Here is a 21,318-nt window from a genome sequence, read left to right on the forward strand (position 1 = left end):
GCCCTGTAAAGTTGCTTTTCAAGCCTACTCTTCGCGCGTATAAGATTTCCCCCTGCGGAAATGACATCGGAGAAAAAAACTAATCTCTGACCTCCAACCTCTAATCTCTAAATAACTACTTCAACACCTGAACATCAATATAGCTATCATTATAAACCGTTTCGGTTGCTTTGATGTAATCGCTTTCATCAGCTTTATATGGGTTTTCCACAAATTTTTGAGGATTGCGTGCTACTATCGGGAACCAGGTGCTTTGTACCTGGATCATGATACGGTGACCCTTTTTAAAGGTGTGCAATACATCCTGCAGGCGGAAATTTACATCGGTTTTTTGATTAGCCACCAAGGCCTCCGGCTTTTCAAAACTATTGCGGAAACGTGCCGGCATTACTTCCGAACGTACCATTTGCCAGTAATTACTCAGGATGATGTTTTTGTTTGGCATATACGGGTTGTTCGGTTCATCGGCCGGATATACGTCAATCAGTTTGACAACAAAATCGGCATCGGTGCCTGTTGTAGCAATTTTAAGGTGTGCCATGATCTCGCCCCCAAGGGTAACATCATCATTTAATATCTCGCTTTGGTAAACCAACACATCCGGACGGCGACCTGCAAAACGCTGGTCCTCGCTCATGTAATTGTGCGGCGTAAAGCCCATGGTGGTGGTATTGTCTTCAGTGTAAGGAACCGGTTTAAGCGGATCGCTTACATAGGAAACTGAACCTGCGGTTGCAGGCTGCGTATTGGTAAGCTTACCATCGGCACCTAAAAACATTTTTTCATGCACTGCATTGGCGGCAGGCCATTTATCAAATGTTGCCCATTCCTTTTTGCCGGTATTAAACATGTATGCATTTGGTAAGCCGGAATTTTTATCTCCATTGCCTTTCAGGAAGTGGTTAAAGAATTTGGCTTCAATATTTTTTTGATAGAAGGTAGCCACGCTATCGCCAAAGTAAACATTGCTGTGCATGGTATGCCCTGTTTCGCGCGACCAGCGGCCATGACCGAAAGGTCCCATCACGATGTTATTGTAAGCGTTTGGATCGGTTTTGTTGATGGTTTTATAAATAGCCAGCGGGCCGGTTAAGTCTTCGGCATCAAACCAGCCGCCAACCAGCATTACAGCAGGTTTTACTTTGCCGTAATGTTTTAGCAAGCCGCGCTTTTGCCAAAACTCATCGTAGTTAGGGTGGTTAATAGTTTCCTGCCAAAAGAAGTTATCATGATAAAATTTATCGGCATTTTTAAGCGGGCCAAGATCTAATAAGTACTGGTAACCATCTTTGCTGTCAGGTTTAAGCATGGTATACCAGGCTTTGCTGGTTGTATCCGTTTTTTGAACACCAAATACCGGGAAGGTGAAAAAGTACCCCTCAATGAAAGCACCGTTGTGGTGAAAATCGTCAAAAAAGAAATCGGAAATAGGGGCTTGCGGCGATGATGCCTTAAGTGCCGGGTGGTTTGACAGGATGCCCGCTGCAGTATAAAAGCCCGGGTAGGAGATACCATACTGGCCAACCTTGCCATTGTTGTTAGCTACGTTTTTAACCAGCCAGTCGATAGTATCATAGGTGTCAGAACCTTCGTCAACATCTTTTTTGCTTTTCTTGTTATCGATAACCGGCGTCATGTTGGTCCAGCTGCCTTCACTTTTCCAACGGCCGCGTACGTCCTGATAAATAAAAATATAACCTTCTTTCATCATAATTTCAGACGGGCCAAGCCTTTGAGGATATTTATCCTCGCCGTAAGGGGCGATGCTGTAGCAGGTACGCATCATCATCATCGGGTACTTATTTTGCGATGAAGCATCCTTTGGGGTATAAATAGAGGTGAACAGTTTTACACCATCGCGCATGGTGATGTACACATCTTTTTTGGTAAAATGCTCCTTTACATAGTTGCTTTGAGCATTAACGCCGGTATATAATAATACCAGCACAAAAAGTAAGTTAATTTTCTTCATGAGATCAGTCGTGTTAAATTGGGTTAAATTTAATAAAGAGTTAACGATAAACCGATTTATCATTAACTCTGTTACAAAATGGGATAAAATGCGGTTGGTATGGGGTAAATTTTATGTCGGATTTCGGATGTTCGATTTCAGATTTTTGTGTGAACCGGGATTAAATCCCTAAAATCATGGATCGGAAAATAAATGCTAGCCTCTAATCTCCAATCACTAATCTCTCAAAAGCAACTTTAAAATCCTTAACTTTGCCCACCATAAAATACACACTACTATGCAATATGATGTTATAGTTATAGGTTCGGGCCCTGGCGGTTATGTAGCCGCTATCCGCTGTGCCCAGCTTGGTTTAAAAACCGCAATTGTTGAAAAGTATAATACCCTTGGCGGTACCTGTCTTAATGTAGGCTGTATCCCGTCAAAGGCGCTGTTGGATTCGTCTGAACATTACCACAATGCTGCCCATGCTTTTAAAACCCATGGCATCAACCTTAAAGATCTTTCGATAGATTTTGGACAGATGATTAAACGCAAGCAGGAAGTTGTTGATGCCAATACCAGCGGCATCAGCTACCTGATGAAGAAAAACAAGATTGACACTCACTTTGGTGTAGGATCATTCAAAGATAAAAACACCATTACTGTTAAAAAGAACGATGGTACCGTTACTGAGATTACCGGCAAAAACGTGATCATCGCTACTGGTTCAAAACCATCGGCATTGCCATTTTTGCCTATCGATAAAAAACGCATTATTACATCAACCGAAGCATTGAGCTTGAGCGAAGTACCAAAACACCTGGTGTTGATTGGTGGCGGCGTTATCGGTTTGGAGTTGGGTTCGGTTTATGCCCGTTTAGGCGCCAAAGTATCTGTAATTGAATTTATGGACGGCATTATCCCAACTATGGATAAGGGCTTGGGCCGTGAGCTGCAAAAAGTATTAACTAAACTGGGTATGGAGTTTTACCTGGGGCACAAAGTTACCGGCGCTGCCGTAAAAGGTAAAGAAGTAACCGTTAGCTTTGATACCCCTAAAGGCGAAAAGAAAGAACTGAAAGGCGATTATTGCCTGGTAGCCGTAGGTCGTATAGCTTACACTGATGGTTTAGGTTTAGAAAACATAGGCATCACTGTTGAGGAACGCGGTCGTAAAATTACCGTTGATGAGCACCTGGAAACCAAAGTTAAAGGTGTTTATGCCATTGGCGATGTAATTAAAGGTGCCATGCTTGCTCACAAAGCTGAAGATGAAGGTACGCTGGTTGCCGAAATTATTGCCGGCCAAAAACCGCATATTGATTACAACCTGATTCCGGGTGTAGTTTATACCTGGCCAGAAGTTGCCGCTGTTGGTCAAACAGAAGAGCAGTTGAAAGCAGCCGGTGTTAAATACAAAACCGGTTCGTTCCCGTTCAAAGCCAGCGGCCGTGCCCGTGCCAGCGGCGACCTGGATGGTTTTGTAAAAGTATTGGCCGATGCCTCTACCGACGAAATTTTAGGTGTACACATGATCGGTCCGCGTGCTGCCGATATGATAGCCGAAGCCGTTGTAGCAATGGAGTACCGTGCAAGTGCCGAAGATATTTCGCGCATGAGCCACGCCCACCCAACCTATACCGAAGCGATGCGTGAAGCATGTTTAGCCGCTACTGAAAACAGGGCGATACATATTTAATAATTTCGGAATTGGGATTTTCGATTTCGGATTTTTAATTTTATAAAAGCAGGAACAACTTTATGTTCCTGCTTTTGTTTTATGTACAGATGCAGACATTAATCAATATCGGAATTGTGTTATTAACCATTGCGTTCATGGAACTGCTCTCCTGGGCCCTGCACAAATACCTTTTCCACGGGCCATTATGGTTTATTCACAAAACGCATCATCAACAAAGGCATGGCTGGTTTGAATTAAACGACCTGTTTAGCATCGGCTTTGCGGGCTTTGCTTTATGGCTAATGTGGATTGGGCATTTGAGTTTAGACTACCGCTTTTGGATTGGTACTGGTATCAGCATCTACGGTATTATTTACTTCATTTTTCACGACTGGTTTATCCATAACCGTTTCAAAGCATTCAAAAGTGATAATCGCTACCTGGCCGGCATCCGCCGGGCACATAAAATCCATCATAAATCGACGGAGAAATATCCATCGGAAGAGTTTGGGTTGTTGGTTGCGAATAGGAAATGGTTCAGGAAGTAAGATGCTGTAAAAAGATTATTTTTTTGCACCGGGCCATTGCTCTTTAAAAAGCTTATCGACAGCTTGATTAAACTCCTTACTAAAAACAGGTTCGGCAGGTCCGCCTTTTTTGAGGTCATACACGTATGGTACTATGTGATCTTTGTTGTTAAATAGCTTGTCGTTATTACTATCCGATTGAACTTCAATAAGCAGCTTATTTGTTTTAGCAACACGTTGCCAGCTAACAACATTGAGGTTTGCAGGCGAAATCTGTTTGAAGTTATTTCCGGCATCGTCGGATGTGAAAAGATATTTCGGATCAGCATAGGTGAGTTTTTGATCTTTGTTAAAATCCTCAATTATTACCGAATAACAAATCAACTTCCCATCAATATTCAAGCCTTGTGCTGGGTTAGGATCATGCACTTCTGGTGAATATACATCTGGACCCGAACTCAACTCTTTCTGATCTTCATATTGGAGAATTATCATTTTACGGTTATCGAGTAAATGATATTTTTTGCTTAGCGAATTATAAAATGCAATATTCCAATAAGATACCTGTTCGCTCGATTTGAAACTCATTCTATCGTCATCAGTTGGATTTGCCAACGGAAATAGCACATTTTGCGAACTGTCTAAAAGTACGGGATTGTTAAAGTCAGTTACAATAGGTTGGAAGTTAGCGGCTGTGTCTTTATAAGTAAGCTCATTATTCGCCGAATGATCAGAACTATTGCCACATCCTAATAAAAAAACAGAGCTGATAAGTAATAACTTGCTTGAAATACGCATTTGTGAACGGTTTAAATTATTGATATAAATATAGTCATTTACATCAAAGAGTTAACAGCCGTTAAGTTGCTATAACTATCGCCCTCAAACCTTACCTTTGCCCCAATATCTATGAATATCCTCATCGTAAACAACACCCCCATCCCGGCAACAAAATATGGCGGCACCGAGCGTATCATCTGGTGGCTTGGCCGCGAGCTGAATAGGTTAGGGCATAAGATTACCTATTTGGTAGGAGCGGGTTCAACGTGTCCATTTGCGAGGGTATTGATCTACGATCCGGCTGTTGATATAAACCAGCAGGTGCCCGATGATATTGACGTGGTACACTTCCAGTTTCAGGTGAGTGGTTTTACTAAAAAGCCTTATATCGTAACTGTTCATAATAACCCTGGTGGTGTGCAATTAGATGTTAACTCGGTATTTGTGTCGGCCAATCATGCACAAAGGCATGGCTCAACAGTTTTTGTGCATAATGCCATAGATACGGCTGATTATCAAAAACCTATGCTCGATAATAAGCGTATCCATACCCATTTTCTGGCTAAAGCAGCCTGGCGCGTTAAAAATGTAAAAGGGGCTATCGATGTAGCTACCATGAGCGGTAATAAGCTGGTTGTACTTGGAGGTACCCGGCTTAACCTGAAAATGGGATTACGCTTTACACCCAACTTAAATGTGCGTTTTAAGGGAATGGTTGGTGATGAAGCAAAATCGGTAGTGATGAACGGTTCAAAGGCGCTGCTTTTTCCGGTGCTGTGGCATGAGCCATTCGGAATTGCTATTGTTGAAAGCCTGTATTTTGGCTGCCCGGTTTTTGGTACACCTTACGGATCGTTGCCTGAACTGGTGCCCGCTGAAGTTGGCTTACTTTCGGCCAGTAAATCTGAATTAGCCGCCGGACTTAAAAAGGTTGAAAGTTTTAATAAACAATATTGCCATCAATATGCTGTCGATAATTTTAATATCGGCAAGATGGCTGCAGCATATTTAACCTTATATGAACAGGTTTTGAATGGTCGAAAATTAAATTTGGCCAGGCCCGAACTCATCAATCGTGATCAACCCAAATACCTGCCCTGGAATAATTAAAATTCAGCTATTTTTGGGCATAAATATTTTTAGTGGAGAGTACAGCAGCTTCAATTTTTTCATCGCAAAAACGGCCTTATTTTATTGTGCTGTTATTAGCTATCGTGCTTAATGTAGCCGGTATCGGCATCAAATTCTTTACTGATGATGGGGCTTTGTATTCGGCCCTGGCCCGGAGCATCGCACAAAGCAATAATTTTACCGATCTGATGTATCACGGTGCCGACTGGCTTGATAAACCGCATTTCCCCTTCTGGATTATCGCTATCAGTTTTAAGATTTTCGGCATCAATACTTTTGCTTATAAATTGCCCGCCCTGCTGTTTTTTTTCATGTCGGTGGCGTACACTTACAAGCTTGCCAAAAAGTTTTATGGCGATGAAACAGCTATTATCGCTATCCTGATCCTGCTTACCGCTCAACACAGCGTAATGTCAAATACGGATGTACGTGCCGAGCCTTATATTATGGGCTTGCTCATGGGCGCTGTTTATCACTTTTATAAGGTAAAAGAACGGTTCAGCATGGCCGATGTGCTGCTGGCATCCATATTTACAGCTTGCGCGGTAATGACTAAAGGCATCTACCTGCTCATCCCGATAGGGGCGGCTATCATCGGCGATTATTTATTTCAAGGAAATATCAAAGGCGTGTTCCATTGGAAATGGCTGCTCTCGTTTATATCGGTGGTGATATTTACTTTACCCGAAATTTATTCGGTATACACGCAGTTTGATCTTCACCCCGAAAAAGTTGTTTTCGGTCGCACCGGGATTTCAGGTATCCACTGGTTTTTGTGGGACAGCCAGTTCGGGCGTTTCAACAATAACGGTTACATTACGAATACACACGGCGACAAACTATTTTTTGTTCATACCCTGCTGTGGGCTTTCGCGCCATGGGCTATTCTCCTGTTCTATGCACTTTATGCTACCGTCAGGAAAATGATTAAAGGTATAACCCAGCCCGAATATCTGTGTATCTCAGGAAGCGTATTAATGTTGCTGATCTTTTCAGCTTCCAAATTTCAGCTGCCATTTTACACTAATATCCTGTTCCCATTTTTTGCTATAATTACGGCGGTTTTTATTAGTTCATTAAAAGCTGGCGCCGGGTTAAAGTTTTTCAAGATAACTCAATACATTATCACATCGTTTTTATTGGTTGCTGTTATCGTACTTAATTTTATTTTCGCGCCCGAATGCTGGCCGGTATTTGTTTTGTTGATTGCAGGGTTTATTGGGTTGTCCATCTACATTTATAAAAAGCCAACACAAATTTATCAGCCTGTGTTTTTATTTACCTGCGCCGTGTCTGTTTTAGTGAATGCCTACCTGGTGACCGTAGCTTATCCTATTATTGTTGATTACCGCGGGGACCTTTCGGCCGCCGAATATCTTAATCAAAATTACCCGCGGCAAAAAGTGAGTGCGGCGGTCTTATCAAATACCTTCGATTTTTACTACAAAGGCGGCGTTACTTATACCAATATTGATGCTATCCTAAAAACCGATAGCCTGAAAAGCCGGATTATAGTAGCTGATGAAAAAGCGGTAGCTGAGTTAAAGCAAAAAGAGATCGGGTATACTACAATAAAATCCTTTCAGGATTTTCCTCATGAAAACCTAAGCCTGCCCTTTATCATCAAAAAGAAGAGAAGTGCTACTTTGGATAATTTTTATCTGATCAGGATGAGGTAGAGCAATGCCCGCTATAAATTGGCAATGCCCAAATTAACAACTACCTTCTTGTTTAAACGCCTTGATGGGAGCAACTGTTTAGGCCAGGTTTGTAATTATAGGGTGATAACACACAACAATCAAAAGGCTGTCCCTGGGGCAGCCTTTTGATTGTTTAAATAAATTTACCAGCCCGGATTTTGTGTTAACGCGGGATTAAGGGTAATTTGTTGTGCCGGAATCGGGTATAAATAATTTTTTTCCGAAAAATTGCGCGCTGTATTGTCAAGGATCAGCTGACCGTTAGCATCTAACGCGTTGGTAGGAGCAGGCTTTAAAGGGTTTGGCCCAACATCGGCCTGCGTACCTTTAAATTTAATACCTACCGGCCATGGGCTTACAAAAGCACTGATGTTTCCATAAGCTGTACCGCCGGTGTTGGTCACCAGGTCGGTAGCGGCACTATGCCAGCGCTTAATATCGTCAAACCTGAAGTTTTCATAATAAAGTTCAATAAAGCGTTCCCTCCTGATCTCCGTACGCAGATCCAATCCGTTTGCACCTGCGAAACCATTTGTTAATGGCGGCATATTTTTATTAACACGCAGACGTACCAGGTTGAGCGATTTGTTGAGATCGGCATCTGTTATGGCACCGTCACGTTCATAAACCGCTTCAGCATAGTTTAGCAGTACTTCGGCATAGCGGATCACCGGGTAATCTTCAGATTCTTTTGTATCTGGGCAGTTGCGTTCGGTTACCCATTTTTGATTGGTATAACCGCCAATCTTAACAACTTTTCCCATAGATAAAGCAATATCAGCGGCGTCATTTAGCCAGGTTACCCGGTAATTGGCATTACCGTACCAGTAGTACATATTGTTAACCTGGATTGTATACTTTAAACGATTATCGCGGTTTATAAATTCCGATCCGTAACTTTCAAAACCCTGGAACAGGGGCGATTTCTCAATAGGCAATCCATCCTGGCATAAAAATGCGTTCACGTATTTATGCTGAGGCCCAATCTGCGTTCCCTGCCTGCTGATATTTGTTCCGATTGTTTTGCTCACATCATCATAACGGTACGATAAAAGGTACTCATGATTAGCAGTTTTGGTAACTGAAGCCGGGTTTGATTTTGGATTTTCGAGGATGAAAAGGTATTTCTGTGCAGAATCACCCAATATGGTACTGTTACCGCCCAGGGCATTTGAAGCCGGGGTACCGAAAAGTGCAAATTGATTGCTGGTTATTACTGCATTAGAGGCTGCTGCCGATTTATCAAGCAGCATGTTGTAACGGGCAGCATTACCGTTTCTGAATTTTTGCCATGTGCCTTCATAAAGTGCAACCCTTCCTAAAAATGCTTGCGCGGCAGGTTGGCTCACCCGGCCAAAATCTGCAGAATTGGCTAAGATGGATGCAGGCAGATTTGGTATGGCCGCTTCCAGATCGGCAACAATCAAATCAACTACCTGATCGCGTGATGCCCTGGTGCCATATAGTTCGGGCGAATCAAGGTTCAGCGTTTTGGTGATCAGCGGAACCCCGCCATACAATTGTAGTAATTCAAAGTAGCAGTAAGCCCTGAAAAATTTGGCTTCGGCAACAAACTGGCTGATGCTGGCCTGGTCGGGGAAAGTGGCGGCCTTTTCAAGTAAATAATTGCAATTCCTGATCCGGGAGTAATTATTATTCCAGTACGAATCACTTGCTGGTACGGTATTGATACCGGCGCCATAAACGCCACCTCCGCCAAATACATCGGCACGCCCGTCATAATGAGGGTTATCTGCAAACGAATTGTTGAAATTACGGAGATAACCATAATATTGGTTGGCAAATGTTTTAAAATCACTGGCCGACTTAAAATATGCCGCATCCGATAGCTGGTCCTGTGGTTTAAGGTTAAGTGACTTGTTGCAGGCGAACAAGCCTGTAACAATAATGATTGAAAGGATACTGAAGATCCTCCGGTAAATATTTTTCATAATCATTTCAATTAAAAAGTAATGTTTGCGCCTACGGTTACATACCTGTAAAATGGATAACGCTCATTGCCTGCGGTGGTCCTGGTTATTTCAGGATCCCAGCCATCATGAATTTTGCTGTATTCCCATAGGTCGCTTCCCGAAATGTAAAACCTTAAACGGCTGATAGCTTTGGTGCGCTCTGTTAACGATTTTGGTAAGGTATAACCGATAACAAGGTTTTTCAGGCGTACATAAGCGCCGTTTTCAACAGACCAGCTTGAAATCTGGTAATTGTAACCGTTGATTCCATTGCTATGCAGGTTAGGGTAATAGGCATTTGTATTTTCAGGGGTCCAGGTTTTACCAACCCATTGGGTGGTTTGCGCCTGATAAACGGCGGCAAAAGGTACGCGCCAGTTATTTGCACTACCATTGGCCCTGAATATTGTCCGTTTACCTACCCCTTGAAAAATGCTTGTGAAATCAAAACCTTTCCATTGCAGGCTTAATGTCAAACCAAAAGTATAGCGCGGAATGTCGCTGCCTAAATAAACAAGGTCGCCCATGTCTTTTGCCGATGTACCTGTAGTAAGTTTACCATCGCCGTTAACATCAACAAAATAATTATCTCCCGGACGTAAGCCTGAGTTTTGACCCGGCAGGTTGGTTAAAGGGGTAGCTACAGGGATGCCAATAGTATTGATCACACCGCCGGGGGCATAATAAGTGGAGTTATAGGTATCAACCTGTGCCTGTGTCTGGAAACGGCCTCCGTATTTAAGGCCGAAATATGATCCAAGCGGATACCCCTCAACAGTAGCGTTATAACCTGCACCTAATGCCGGAACGCCGTTAAAATATACCAATTTGTTTTGGCTGTTGGTAATATTACCCGAAATACTGTAAATTACCTGCCCAACGTGGTCTCGCCAGGTTAATTGTCCTTCCCATCCCCAGGTTTTCAGGTCGCCGTTATTTGACTGGGGCGCTCCAATGCCCAAAACAGCCGGATAGGTAACACTCACCAGCATGTTTTTATTCTGATTACGGAACACTTCAAAAGTTCCGTTTAAGCGACCGTTCAGCAAACCGAAATCAATACCAATGTTCCGTTTAATAACAGTTTCCCATGTCCTGTTGAGCGAAACCAGGTTTCCGGTGGTTGTAGTAGCGGTTGCGAGTGCTGAACCTAAAAGGGTATTGCTATTGCCGACATTAAGCGATTGCAGGTAATCATAAAGGCCGATGCCACCCTGGCTGCCCGACGTAGCGTAAGAGGCCCGTAGCTTTAACTCGCTAAAAATATTTGTTTTCTTGATGAAGCTTTCTTCGCCTAAGCGCCAGCCGCCCATAAGGCTGTAAAATGGTTTCCAGCGTTTATCTGCAATAAATTTTGAAGAACCATCATACCTGCCGGTTCCTTCAAACAGATATTTGCCTTTATACGCGTAGGTAGCTCTTGCAAAGTATGAACCCAGGGCGTAGTGGTTGCGCTGTTCGTCGTTGGTTACAAAACCGGCCAACGAACTGCTCAGCCCCAAATTTAAAGAAGGCACATCATCGCTGCCCAAATTGTAGGTACGTGTATTAAACATATCATACTCATCCCTTTCGTAGGAGCTGCCGATCATTAACGATACATCATGTACTCGGTTAAAGGTATTGGCATAGGTTACGCGGCCAATGAGGTTATAATATTTATCATTGATATTAGCACGGAAATAGTTTTGGCTCCCTCCCGAAGTACCACCTGCCGGCGCGGTAGTGCCGGTCAGGTATTTATCATCGTATGAATAAAGGCGTACGGTTTTGGTTTGCACACGGTCATCCTGCCACCAAACGTTATATCCCGCGGTTCCGGTAAAGGTAAGGTGCTTCATGAAATTATAGGTAAGCGTTGAGTTTAACAGTGCCCGGCTATTGTTTTCCAGGTTGTCGCCCCCATCCCTTAATAGGCCCGCGGGGCTTGTTACTCCTCCCCACTGATATGGCCGGCCAGATTGCGTGAACATAGGCAAACCGATCTGAAATCCGTTTCCGAGCGCACTGTAACTCCCCGAAGTATACATGGTTGGCTGTTGAATATTATTTTGCTCAAGCGAAATATTGGTTTCCAGTTGCACTTTATCGCTGAATCTGTAACCGTTATTAAGTCTGAGATTATAGCGTTGATTACCGTTATTGCCAATCCGGAGCTGGCTGCCGTCATTTAAATACCCTAACGAAACACGATAAGTGTTTTTTTCTGTTCCGCCTGATACCGAAAAATTGTGTTGTGTTGAAGTAGCCCTCCCCCATATGTACTGTTGTAGTGATACATCAATAAAGTCAAGTTCCTTTACATCGAGGAATGCCGGCACAGGCAAGCCGTTATAAAACGAATTTGCAGTGATACCTCCGGTGGTGTTTCCGGGAATCTGTGATGCCAGTACCACCGTGCCTTTATTGGCCAGCGCGAAGTTGGCCAGTTGGTACCAAAGGTCGGTTGTTGGCGCTACTCCATAATTATCATTTGTTCGGGCCTGAAGCAGGCCATTTGCCCATTGGTCAATATTTGTCATTTTAGGCTGAAGACCTAAAAATTTCTCAGACACAGAAGGGTCATACTGGATCACCATTTTACCCGCTTTACCTTTTTTGGTAGTGATCAGTACAACACCATAAGCTGCACGGGCACCATATATTGAAGCCGAGCCATCCTTCAAAACTGAGATATTGTCGATATCATTTGGATTGATAGAGTTTAGCTCGTTGTTATTGTTAAGGGCAACCCCATCCAAAATGACCAAGGGATCCTGTCCGTTAACGGAGGTTGCACCGCGGATCTGGAAGTTCCAGTTTTCGCGCCCCGGTTGCGCCGAGCTCCTGGTTACCACCATACCCGGAACCTGGCCCTGTAAATTGGCAATAGGGTTATTGGTTGGCCCGCGGTCTTCAAATACTTTTGCACTAACTGTGGCAATAGCGCCTACCACTGATGGTTTCTTTTGTGTACCGTAAGCAACCACTACAACCTCTTCCAGATCGCTTCTTTTGTTTGATAACTGAATGTTGATAACAGGGTCATCGCCAATGGTCACTTTACGCGTGTTATAGCCCACAAAAGCGAAAGATAACTTTGCTCCGGGGTTAACGGTTAGTTTGTACTTGCCGTTTACATCAGTTTGAATGCCATTGGTAGTGCCAATAACCTGCACAGTTACACCAGGCAGGGGTTCCCTGGAGGTTGAATCTGTGACAGTACCGCTGATTTGGCGGCTTTGCGCCGCAGCATGATAGCCCATGCCTACCAGCAGCAAAAAAACTAAAAGGCACCTTGCCGAATACTTTTTTTGGTAAAAAAAACTCATAGTTCTTAAATTTTAGGTTTATGACTTAGTGTAATGATCGGCGCTATCCGCTCAATCACTATAAAGACACACGCAGGATTTTATTATACTCATTAATGAATGAGATTCTTTTTGGCAGGGAGCTTTGCGAAATTGAAAAGGGGGGATGTTTGAGTGGATTGCAAGAGGGATGATGATTGGGGATTGTACTAAATCGACGATTTAGATGGATTTATTTAAGTAGGGTTCGCGGTTTTCTTTAACAAAGAAGCGTAGCTTAACCGGCACGGAAATGCCAATGTTGTTTACGTGCTCCTGACCCACAGGTCGGAGTTTAGCCTGCAGGTACCGGTTTACATAAAGCATTGTATCCTAAAGGTTTTATTAAACAGTCGATTTATCCGTTCACAAAAAGTCCGTTTGATACGGATTTAAAAAATGGAGGAAAGGAGCGAGCTATAGTTTGCATCAGGAAAGAAAACTAAAGGGCTGCATTTTGTAAGGTAAATAATTTTATTACTTTAAGGGCCTTAATAGCCGCTATGTATTTAAAAAAACACTTTTCCATTGCAATTCTTTCAGTTCTTACATTTTTTTTGTCGCCGTTCAACACCGCTAAAGCCAATGAAGGTCCTAATATCCTTGAAGCTCAGGCTTTAATAAATCGTGTAACCCATGGCAGAGCGGGTGAATTTCATTTACAGCCTATAACAGCTAATGTTGATACTTTTTACCTTGCTAATGAGGATAACAAAATAGCTATTAAAGCAAGCAGCACCATTGCCATGGCTAAAGGGTTTAACTACTATCTGAAAAACATTTGCCATATTTCCGTAACCTGGTATGCTGCAGATTCAGTAATAATGCCCGCAGTTCTTCCAAAAGCGTTCACTCCGGCAGGTGAACGCTGCCGTTTTGATAATCGTTTCTTTTTAAACTATTGCACTTTTGGCTACACCACGGTTTGGTGGAAGTGGAGCGATTGGCAGTACTTTATAGACTGGATGGCTATGAACGGGATTAACATGCCGTTGGCTATAACCGGGCAGGAATACATCTGGCAACGCGTTTGGCATAAATTTGGAATGACGGATGAACAATCGCGCGCATTTTTTACCGGCCCCGTGCATTTACCCTGGCAGCGTATGGGTAACCTTGACCGCTGGCAGGGGCCACTGCCACAAAGCTTTATAGACGGGCAGTTCGAGCTTCAGAAAAAAATACTGACACGCGAGAGGGCCTTAGGAATGCACCCCATTTTGCCGGCTTTTGCAGGGCATGTGCCAAAAGACCTGAAAAAGAAATATCCTAATATTAAACTCACTGATCTGGGCTCTTATGATACAGGCGCAGAAAATGACGCTTATTTTCTTGACCCGATGGATCCGCTTTTTGTTAAGATACAAAAGGAATACTTGAGTGAACAGCAAAAACTTTTGGGTACAGACCATTATTACGGGGCAGATCCTTTTAATGAGATGGACCCACCAAGCTGGGAGCCATCATACCTGGCAAAAACAGCGGCAACCATTTACAGCGGTATGAAAAGCATAGACCCTAAAGCTGTTTGGATACAGATGGGCTGGACATTTTATTACGACCGTAAACACTGGACCAACCCAAGATTAGAAGCCATGATAAAGGCTGTTCCGCAAAATCATATGATGATACTGGACTATTTTTGCGAGCAAACCGAAGTATGGCGCATGACGGACGGTTTTTTTAATGCACCATACATCTGGTGTTACCTCGGAAACTTTGGGGGCAATACACAGTTAGCCGCTCCGGTTTTAAAAACTGCAAAACTTTTAAGTGCAACAGAGGATGACCCAAACCACCGGCAAATGACAGGCATTGGCTCAACGCTTGAGGGTTTTGGCGTAAATGAATTTATGTTCGAGTGGCTATTTGATTACGCCTGGAATACCGATGCCAAAGACCCGGCCGATTGGATAAAAAAATATGCTGAAAGCCGCTGCGGGCATAATGATCCGGTTATTGCAGCTACCTGGACAAAGCTGCTCCCGGTAATTTATAATTCTGATGTTTCGGGTGTAGGGCTTGGTAATATCATACAATCAAAACCGATGTTAAAAGGGAACGGAGGGTTTACCTGGCTCGGAAAATACAATTACCAGGCATTGGCTAATATTTTTCCGCAATTCCTGCTTGCCGATTCAGCATCAAAGGCCAATCCTAACTATACACGAGACCTGGCTATGCTGGAGAAGCAGGTGCTGGTAAACCTCGCTGTGTCGTTAAGGGATTCTGTTGGCAGGGCATACCATTCAAAAAATCAGCAATTGTTTAATAAATACACCGGCTTGTTTCTTGATTTGTGCGACGATGTGGACCGTATAACAGCTACTCAGCACGAATTGCTATTAGGTGCATGGATAAAAGAAGCCCGTGATTTTGGCTCGACGCCGGAAGAAAAAAACTATTACGAAAAAAACGCCCGCCTGCTGATAACCACCTGGGGAGGAGAAGGTAACGTTACAACCGATTATGCAGCAAAAGATTGGTCGGGAATGATAAGCACTTACTATAAAGGCCGCTGGATTTTGTTTTTTAATGAACTACGTAAAACCATTGATACCGGCAAAGAACCAGACATGGACGCCTTTGATAAGCAACGCGCCACCTTTGACTGGAAATGGGTAAACACCAACCAAAGCCAGCAACCTTTTAAATGGAATACAACCGGAGATACTTATTCGGTAGCGCTGGGTATTTATAAAAAATGGGCACCTTATTTGTAATGAAATATAAGTTTAAAACTATAGTTCAATTAGATAAAAGTAAAGTTTAAAATAAGCAAGGCCCGGCAGAGATGACGGGTTTTGTTATTTAAATGGAGTTTGCGTTTTGTTTTAAAAAAAGTACCCCAAACTGGCGCGAGTGATGCTTCCGCTGGCCAAATGTGGAAAATGATAACACGGATGGTTGGGTATAAACTTGTCAGTGTTCAATTTTTTAAAAAGCAGCTGTTCAACTTTTGGGAATGCTATTTTGTAATAGTTTGATTATCAATGATGATTTGTTCAAAACACGGTTTTGTATATTTTGAACCAGATGTAAGTTGTTGATTATTAGCGCTATTTTTTTGGCGAAAAATACAAAGTGTTCACACTTTTTAAAATTGAACACCTGTGAAATGGGTAATCATCCTTATGTTTTCGAACGCTCAACACAGGCCGTTAATACTTGTTCAAGCACCGGCCGTGAAACTGGTTTGCTAAAAAAGCCGGTGACATAGCTATAGCTAAGCGCGCGCTCACGGTCTGTCGGATCGATGGATGAGGAAAATACATAGAGTAGTGGTTTAACCGACAATGCAGGGTACAGGTCCCTAAAGCCTTCAAGGAAATCCCAGCCGTCAAACCTGGGCATCCTGATATCCAGAAAAATAACATCCGGGCAATCCGCCGGGTTGTCTATCAATGATTTTAACGCATCTTCACCGTCGTAACTATGTGACACGGGTTTAAAACCTTCAATTCCTGCAATAAGCTTATCCAGTATAATATGGTCAAGTTTACTGTCATCAATAAAGAGTAATCGGAACATAATTGGTAATTATGATATTGTTGCATAAGTTAAGATATATTATCCGCTTTTAAAAAAAATGGATAGTATTACTACGCTCAACCTGCAATTGGGAAAAGTTATTGTAGTATTGATTAATTTATTTAATAAATTATGTGTGTTTCTATTTTTGAAAGTAATAGCTAAAAGGGCACGTATTTCGCTTTTGCGCATACATACCCTTTTTAGTTTTAATGAACCAGGAATATCACCGGTGCCGGAGAAGCAAGCTTATAATTTGGTTAAAGCTATAACGTAGCGCTTTTTTCAACAATTACATTCCTTGCGCGCATATAGGTGGTTCCGGTAGGACCGGGTGATCCTGACGACCCTTCCATTTGGTAATCAATAATAATATTCAGGTTTTTACCAACAAAGTTAGCGCCCGTTTGGGTGCTTTTTAAAACACCATCTATCCAGTATTCAATGGACACGTCGGTCGCATTGGTCTTGGTCATATAAACCGAATAAGTGTGCCAGTTTCCGGGGCTGGAAATAGTTGTACCTACACTCGACCAGCCTCCGCTTGCGTTTTTGTAGGTGTTTGTCCAGCAGGTTGCACTTCCTTTAAATTCCATAAAGTCGCTTTCGGGGGGCCATGAGTCAGCTCCTGTAACCCAAAAGGCAGGCCATGTGCCAGTTTGTGATTCGCACTGAAATTCACCTTTAAAATGCCACTTAGGCCAGGAGTCGGTTACTACAGGTACGGTCTTGGCATAAACTGTCCCGGAATAATAATGGATCGGTAAATATGGATCTTTATTGCTGTTGCCAACGCTGCCGCTGGGCGCACTGGTTAGTGTAAGCACACCTCCGGAAACTGATATATTTTGAGAGCGCATACGGGCAGACCCATTATGATCAGATCCCCAGGGATACAGGTCATTCCAATAAGTGCTGTACGAGCTAAAGGAGGTGGAAGGAATAACATTTACCCATGATACCGTATTAGTTGCAAGATGACTGGCTGAAGTATTTGCGGCGGAGTTGACGGTGGCTGCATTATCTTTTCTACATGCAAAAAACGATGTAATCACAATAAATGCAATTAAAACAAAAGTTAAATTTTTCATAATAAAGATTTTTTAGGTTAATAGGTGTGCTTCTCCCGATAGTTAATGAGAGTACTGGTTAATTGGTGAAACAAATTAACATAATTAAAATTCCATGGATAGGGGGCAAAACTGGAATTTATGGGGGTTATTATATATTAATATTATAATATAACGATACGATAAAGCGATTGGAGAGAGTGCCCCGAAATGCCCGGAAATGAAAAAGGTTGTTTTCGGGATGAAAACAACCTTTCAGAGCTTACTGTCGCCGGTTATTTCCAGATAGATTTCAATCCGGAAATGCTGATATTATTAATGGCTAATTTCCCGGTGGTTTTAACTGCAAGGTTGTTGAAATCTTCGGTTGGGAAATAGATTGCAGTCATGGTGGTTAAACCTCCGTCGGCAAATAACTCTACCGATGATTTGTCGACTACTAAAATGAAGTCGGAATTTTTAGCAGTGCTTAGTCTCGGAGCCGTAAAACGGCCCGAAAAATTCTTTTGGAAATCCATTTTTCCGGCTTTGGTACGATCTATATAGTATTCATCTTTTGCAGGGTCAAAACCAATAAGCAGTTCTTCACCTTTAGTGTTTGACAGCCCGATGCTATAATCTTTTAAGGTAGCAAAGCTCAATTTTAAAACATACCGGCTTTTGAGCTTATTAATTTTTGAAGTAAGATCAAGAGACCGGTTAACCAAGGGTTGCTTTAACACAATTGTTTTTTCTTCAATATTTTTTAGCTCAGTCACCGGTTTGGATACCAGTAAAATTTGGCCTTTGCTTTGTTTCAGGCTAAGCTCACGTGGAATGGTTGCAGCATTACGCCAGGCCTTTGTGGGTACCTGGTTGGCATATTGCCAGTTGCTCATCCAACCTAAAAATATTTTACGGCTGCCGGTATTGCTCCAGGTAATACCGGCATATTCGTCGGGACCGTAGTCAAGCCACCTGGTATTTGAATCAAGTGGACTAAATTTGTTCCCGTCAAAATTTCCTACAAAATATTGCGTTGCCGAACCGCCGTTAGGCCCGCCGGGGTTAAGGTTTACGATCAGGATCCAGTAGGTTTTTCCGTTCATTTTTAGTGGGAACAGATCAGGGCATTCCCATACGCCACCGTGTGCACCTGCCTTGATGCCGAACTCGCTTTCTTTTTTCCAGTTTTTCAGGTCAGGGGCCGAATAGAAGGAGATATGATCTTGCGTTGCAAGGGTCATTACCCATTTTTTCTCCGGGGCATACCACATCACTTTGGGGTCGCGGAAATCCCGGACTCCGGGGTTTTTCAAAACCGGGTTGCCGCTGTATTTAGTCCATGTGCTGCCGCCATCCAGGCTATAGGCAAGGCTTTGGTTTTGAAATTTATCGGTACCCTCTTTTTCTCCTTTAGGGTCATGATGGGTGAATATGGCCACCAGGGGTATTTTGCCATTTTTACCAAAACCGGTTGTATTATTGGAATCGACAACAGCACTACCAGAAAAGATATAACCAAGGCTATCCGGATACAATGCGATAGGTAACTGTTTCCAGTGGATTAGGTCTTTACTTTCCGCATGCCCCCAGTGCATTGGTCCCCATACAATGTCTTTAGGATAATACTGGAAAAATAAATGATAAGTATGGTTATAATAAACCATACCGTTTGGATCATTCATCCAATGTTGGGCTGGTGAAAAGTGTGCCTGGGGACGATGTTCATCCGCATAAGGTTTTGGGGAGGAATCCTGGGCCTTACAAATACAATTTAAGGCAATAAGGAGGGGCAATATAAATGCGCCGCATTTTGTTTTCATAATTTAAGCTTTTAATAGGTTATATATTTGGCAGGGTATGCAAAAACTTACGGTACTTCTGGTATAAAAAAGGGAATCCCGGCCTAATAATTCAGGCCAGGTTTCCGTTGGTTAATTATAGTTTAATAGCCAGGGTTTTGTTTATATAAACCGTTGGTGAACGTAATCTCCGATTGCGGAATCGGGAGGTATTCATCTCTTCCAGCGGTAAATTTAGCCGTTGCTAAAAATGGCCTCCTAACTTTTTCTACATTAATGTAGTCGTTTAAAGTTTTTTCTGCAATCCCCCATCTAACTAAATCAAAGAAACGTGCCCCTTCGGTAGCAAATTCCAATCGCCTTTCCCATTGTAAAGCCTTGCGGGCATAGTCCTGTGTCCAGTTTGCCGGGCCATAGGGTTTTATATTGTAGGATGAAGGGAAAGTTCCATCCAGCTTTTTAAGTCGCCCTGTACTGGCTGCTGCCCTGTTTCTTATTTGATTAATTAATGGCAGTGCACTTGCCTGTTGCCCTAACTCAATATAAGCTTCGGCCTGCATTAATAAAACGTCATCATACCTGATGATATCATAATTTTTTGCCGAGCCCATAAATGGTCCCAGTTTAAAATAAGATGCGCTTGTAGCTAACTGCTGGTTACGCATAGTATGAAAGTTGCCATAAACTCCCGGGTCGCGCACCCAGCTATTGCTGAATGGTTTGGTGTTATCATATTTGTACGGATGCCCGTCAATGCCAACAGTATGGTCTAACCTAGTGTCGACAGTAACTTTCGACAGATCGGCTATGCTGTTATTGAACGTATCAAAGTTAGGTAAACCATTGGCATCAGTTGTATAGGCATTAACTAAATTCTGACTTGCAGCATGGAACCCGCAACAGCCGTATTGAGGTGCCCCGTGCGGATAGTTTAAGCCGTCTTCAAAATTTAAACGCCCGGAGGTAGTACCATCATTGATAGTAAATTGTATGGCGAATACTGATTCGGGCCCGTTCTCTGTTTCGGGTAAAAAGTTATCAGCAATATCCGGGCTTAGCGAGTATTTGCCAGATGCTATCACCGCTTGTGTAAGCGTAACAACTTCCTGTAGCCTTGTTTTATTGATATTGATCACATGGTGTTTATCATCCTGCTCATAGGCCTGGTATAATCTTAATTTAGCTAAATAAGCCTGTGCATTTACTTTATTGGCCCTCGCTAATTCAGATTGTTTAGCCGGCAAATTATCAACTGCATATTGAAAATCATCGGCAATTTTATTCCATGAATCTTCGTTTGATAAAGTGTTTGAAACCTTCAGAATGTCGGCAGGAGTTGCGGTTTCATCAAAAATAGGGATGTTTTTGTATAGCAATTTCATGGTAAAATAGCTATGTGCCCGCAAAAACCTCAATTCGGCCAAACGGATCTTTTTGTTTGGGAATTCAGCATCCGAAAGGGAGTTAACTGCCCTAATTGCCACATTTGCCCTTGAGATAGATTTAAACAAATTTTTCCAGGTGCGTGACACAAACGAATCCATCGAGGGCGTTACCAGGTTGTAATGTTCCAAAGCGTCAACTTCGCCAACATCTCCTGTGCCGCCGCCACCTTTATAAGCATCATCTGAACGGACGCTGCCATAAGCCCAGTCACTATATATTGGCCCTATCATATCGCCATTCCCGATAGCTGCATAAGCTGCGGTTACCAAACCTTCAACGGCGGCCGGTGATTTTAAATCTGAAGGAGATAATACACCCTTTGGAGTATAATCTAATGCTTTTTTACAGGAACTAAAAATTATTAGCCCCGATAAAATAGTTGTTACTAATATTTTCGATTTCATATTGAATG

General features: G+C 42.7%; 13 protein-coding genes. 5 read left to right on the top strand and 8 right to left on the bottom strand.

Annotated features, from left to right (window positions below; genetic code table 11):
- Window positions 1-115 precede the first annotated feature (115 nt).
- Complete coding sequence (locus J3L18_RS29665; RefSeq protein WP_129571656.1) at window positions 116-1,972, bottom strand: CocE/NonD family hydrolase; 1,857 nt, start codon at window positions 1,970-1,972, stop codon at window positions 116-118.
- A gap of 277 nt (window positions 1,973-2,249) precedes the next feature.
- Between J3L18_RS29665 and lpdA the strand changes: the two genes are divergently transcribed.
- Window positions 2,250-3,653 carry a dihydrolipoyl dehydrogenase gene (gene lpdA, locus J3L18_RS29670; protein ID WP_129571655.1) on the top strand — a complete coding sequence of 468 codons (1,404 nt, stop codon included), beginning with the start codon at window positions 2,250-2,252 and terminating at the stop codon, window positions 3,651-3,653.
- Window positions 3,654-3,742: 89 nt separating this feature from the next.
- On the top strand, window positions 3,743-4,183 hold the full coding sequence (locus J3L18_RS29675; RefSeq protein ID WP_129571654.1) for a sterol desaturase family protein: 441 nt from the start codon (window positions 3,743-3,745) through the stop codon (window positions 4,181-4,183).
- A gap of 15 nt (window positions 4,184-4,198) precedes the next feature.
- On the opposite strand, the gene J3L18_RS29680 is transcribed toward J3L18_RS29675, so the two are convergent.
- Window positions 4,199-4,960: a hypothetical protein gene (locus J3L18_RS29680; RefSeq protein ID WP_129571653.1), complete on the bottom strand. Its 762-nt coding sequence runs from the start codon at window positions 4,958-4,960 to the stop codon at window positions 4,199-4,201.
- A 111-nt stretch (window positions 4,961-5,071) separates the two neighbouring features.
- Between J3L18_RS29680 and J3L18_RS29685 the strand changes: the two genes are divergently transcribed.
- Window positions 5,072-6,052: a glycosyltransferase gene (locus J3L18_RS29685; RefSeq protein WP_129571652.1), complete on the top strand. Its 981-nt coding sequence runs from the start codon at window positions 5,072-5,074 to the stop codon at window positions 6,050-6,052.
- Between the two features lie 32 nt (window positions 6,053-6,084).
- Complete coding sequence (locus tag J3L18_RS29690; protein WP_129571651.1) at window positions 6,085-7,752, top strand: ArnT family glycosyltransferase; 1,668 nt, start codon at window positions 6,085-6,087, stop codon at window positions 7,750-7,752.
- Between the two features lie 164 nt (window positions 7,753-7,916).
- Here the strand turns inward: J3L18_RS29690 and J3L18_RS29695 are convergent, their stop codons facing one another.
- Both J3L18_RS29695 and J3L18_RS29700 read right to left on the bottom strand, forming a co-directional pair.
- Window positions 7,917-9,725 carry a RagB/SusD family nutrient uptake outer membrane protein gene (locus J3L18_RS29695; RefSeq protein ID WP_129571650.1) on the bottom strand — a complete coding sequence of 603 codons (1,809 nt, stop codon included), beginning with the start codon at window positions 9,723-9,725 and terminating at the stop codon, window positions 7,917-7,919.
- Between the two features lie 11 nt (window positions 9,726-9,736).
- Window positions 9,737-13,057, bottom strand: coding sequence for a SusC/RagA family TonB-linked outer membrane protein (locus tag J3L18_RS29700; protein ID WP_129571649.1), 3,321 nt, complete (start codon window positions 13,055-13,057; stop codon window positions 9,737-9,739).
- A gap of 521 nt (window positions 13,058-13,578) precedes the next feature.
- Between J3L18_RS29700 and J3L18_RS29705 the strand changes: the two genes are divergently transcribed.
- Entirely contained in the window at window positions 13,579-15,798 is a 2,220-nt protein-coding gene (locus J3L18_RS29705) for an alpha-N-acetylglucosaminidase (RefSeq protein ID WP_129571648.1), read from the top strand.
- Window positions 15,799-16,207: 409 nt separating this feature from the next.
- On the opposite strand, the gene J3L18_RS29710 is transcribed toward J3L18_RS29705, so the two are convergent.
- From J3L18_RS29710 to J3L18_RS29725, 4 genes are all read right to left on the bottom strand, one after another.
- Entirely contained in the window at window positions 16,208-16,606 is a 399-nt protein-coding gene (locus J3L18_RS29710; RefSeq protein WP_129571647.1) for a response regulator, read from the bottom strand.
- A gap of 266 nt (window positions 16,607-16,872) precedes the next feature.
- Complete coding sequence (locus J3L18_RS29715) at window positions 16,873-17,697, bottom strand: family 16 glycosylhydrolase (protein ID WP_112653969.1); 825 nt, start codon at window positions 17,695-17,697, stop codon at window positions 16,873-16,875.
- Between the two features lie 254 nt (window positions 17,698-17,951).
- Entirely contained in the window at window positions 17,952-19,481 is a 1,530-nt protein-coding gene (locus J3L18_RS29720; protein WP_129571646.1) for a glycoside hydrolase family 32 protein, read from the bottom strand.
- A 122-nt stretch (window positions 19,482-19,603) separates the two neighbouring features.
- The gene (locus J3L18_RS29725) at window positions 19,604-21,310 is read right to left on the bottom strand and encodes a RagB/SusD family nutrient uptake outer membrane protein (protein ID WP_090529584.1); all 1,707 of its coding nucleotides are present in this window, start codon (window positions 21,308-21,310) and stop codon (window positions 19,604-19,606) included.
- Window positions 21,311-21,318: the final 8 nt, after the last annotated feature.

It is taken from the genome of Mucilaginibacter gossypii (genome assembly GCF_017569325.2).
In the GTDB taxonomy this organism is placed as follows: Bacteria; Bacteroidota; Bacteroidia; order Sphingobacteriales; family Sphingobacteriaceae; genus Mucilaginibacter; species Mucilaginibacter gossypii.

What these genes read in the sequence shown, in the direction of transcription:
- J3L18_RS29715 (WP_112653969.1), bottom strand. Translation starts at nt 17,697, where the DNA reads ATGAAAAATTTAACTTTTGTTTTAATTGCATTTATTGTGATTACATCG.
- J3L18_RS29700 (WP_129571649.1), bottom strand. Translation starts at nt 13,057, where the DNA reads ATGAGTTTTTTTTACCAAAAAAAGTATTCGGCAAGGTGCCTTTTAGTT.
- J3L18_RS29680 (WP_129571653.1), bottom strand. Translation starts at nt 4,960, where the DNA reads ATGCGTATTTCAAGCAAGTTATTACTTATCAGCTCTGTTTTTTTATTA.
- J3L18_RS29675 (WP_129571654.1), top strand. Translation starts at nt 3,743, where the DNA reads ATGCAGACATTAATCAATATCGGAATTGTGTTATTAACCATTGCGTTC.
- J3L18_RS29710 (WP_129571647.1), bottom strand. Translation starts at nt 16,606, where the DNA reads ATGTTCCGATTACTCTTTATTGATGACAGTAAACTTGACCATATTATA.
- J3L18_RS29705 (WP_129571648.1), top strand. Translation starts at nt 13,579, where the DNA reads ATGTATTTAAAAAAACACTTTTCCATTGCAATTCTTTCAGTTCTTACA.
- J3L18_RS29685 (WP_129571652.1), top strand. Translation starts at nt 5,072, where the DNA reads ATGAATATCCTCATCGTAAACAACACCCCCATCCCGGCAACAAAATAT.
- J3L18_RS29665 (WP_129571656.1), bottom strand. Translation starts at nt 1,972, where the DNA reads ATGAAGAAAATTAACTTACTTTTTGTGCTGGTATTATTATATACCGGC.
- lpdA (WP_129571655.1), top strand. Translation starts at nt 2,250, where the DNA reads ATGCAATATGATGTTATAGTTATAGGTTCGGGCCCTGGCGGTTATGTA.
- J3L18_RS29725 (WP_090529584.1), bottom strand. Translation starts at nt 21,310, where the DNA reads ATGAAATCGAAAATATTAGTAACAACTATTTTATCGGGGCTAATAATT.
- J3L18_RS29695 (WP_129571650.1), bottom strand. Translation starts at nt 9,725, where the DNA reads ATGAAAAATATTTACCGGAGGATCTTCAGTATCCTTTCAATCATTATT.
- J3L18_RS29720 (WP_129571646.1), bottom strand. Translation starts at nt 19,481, where the DNA reads ATGAAAACAAAATGCGGCGCATTTATATTGCCCCTCCTTATTGCCTTA.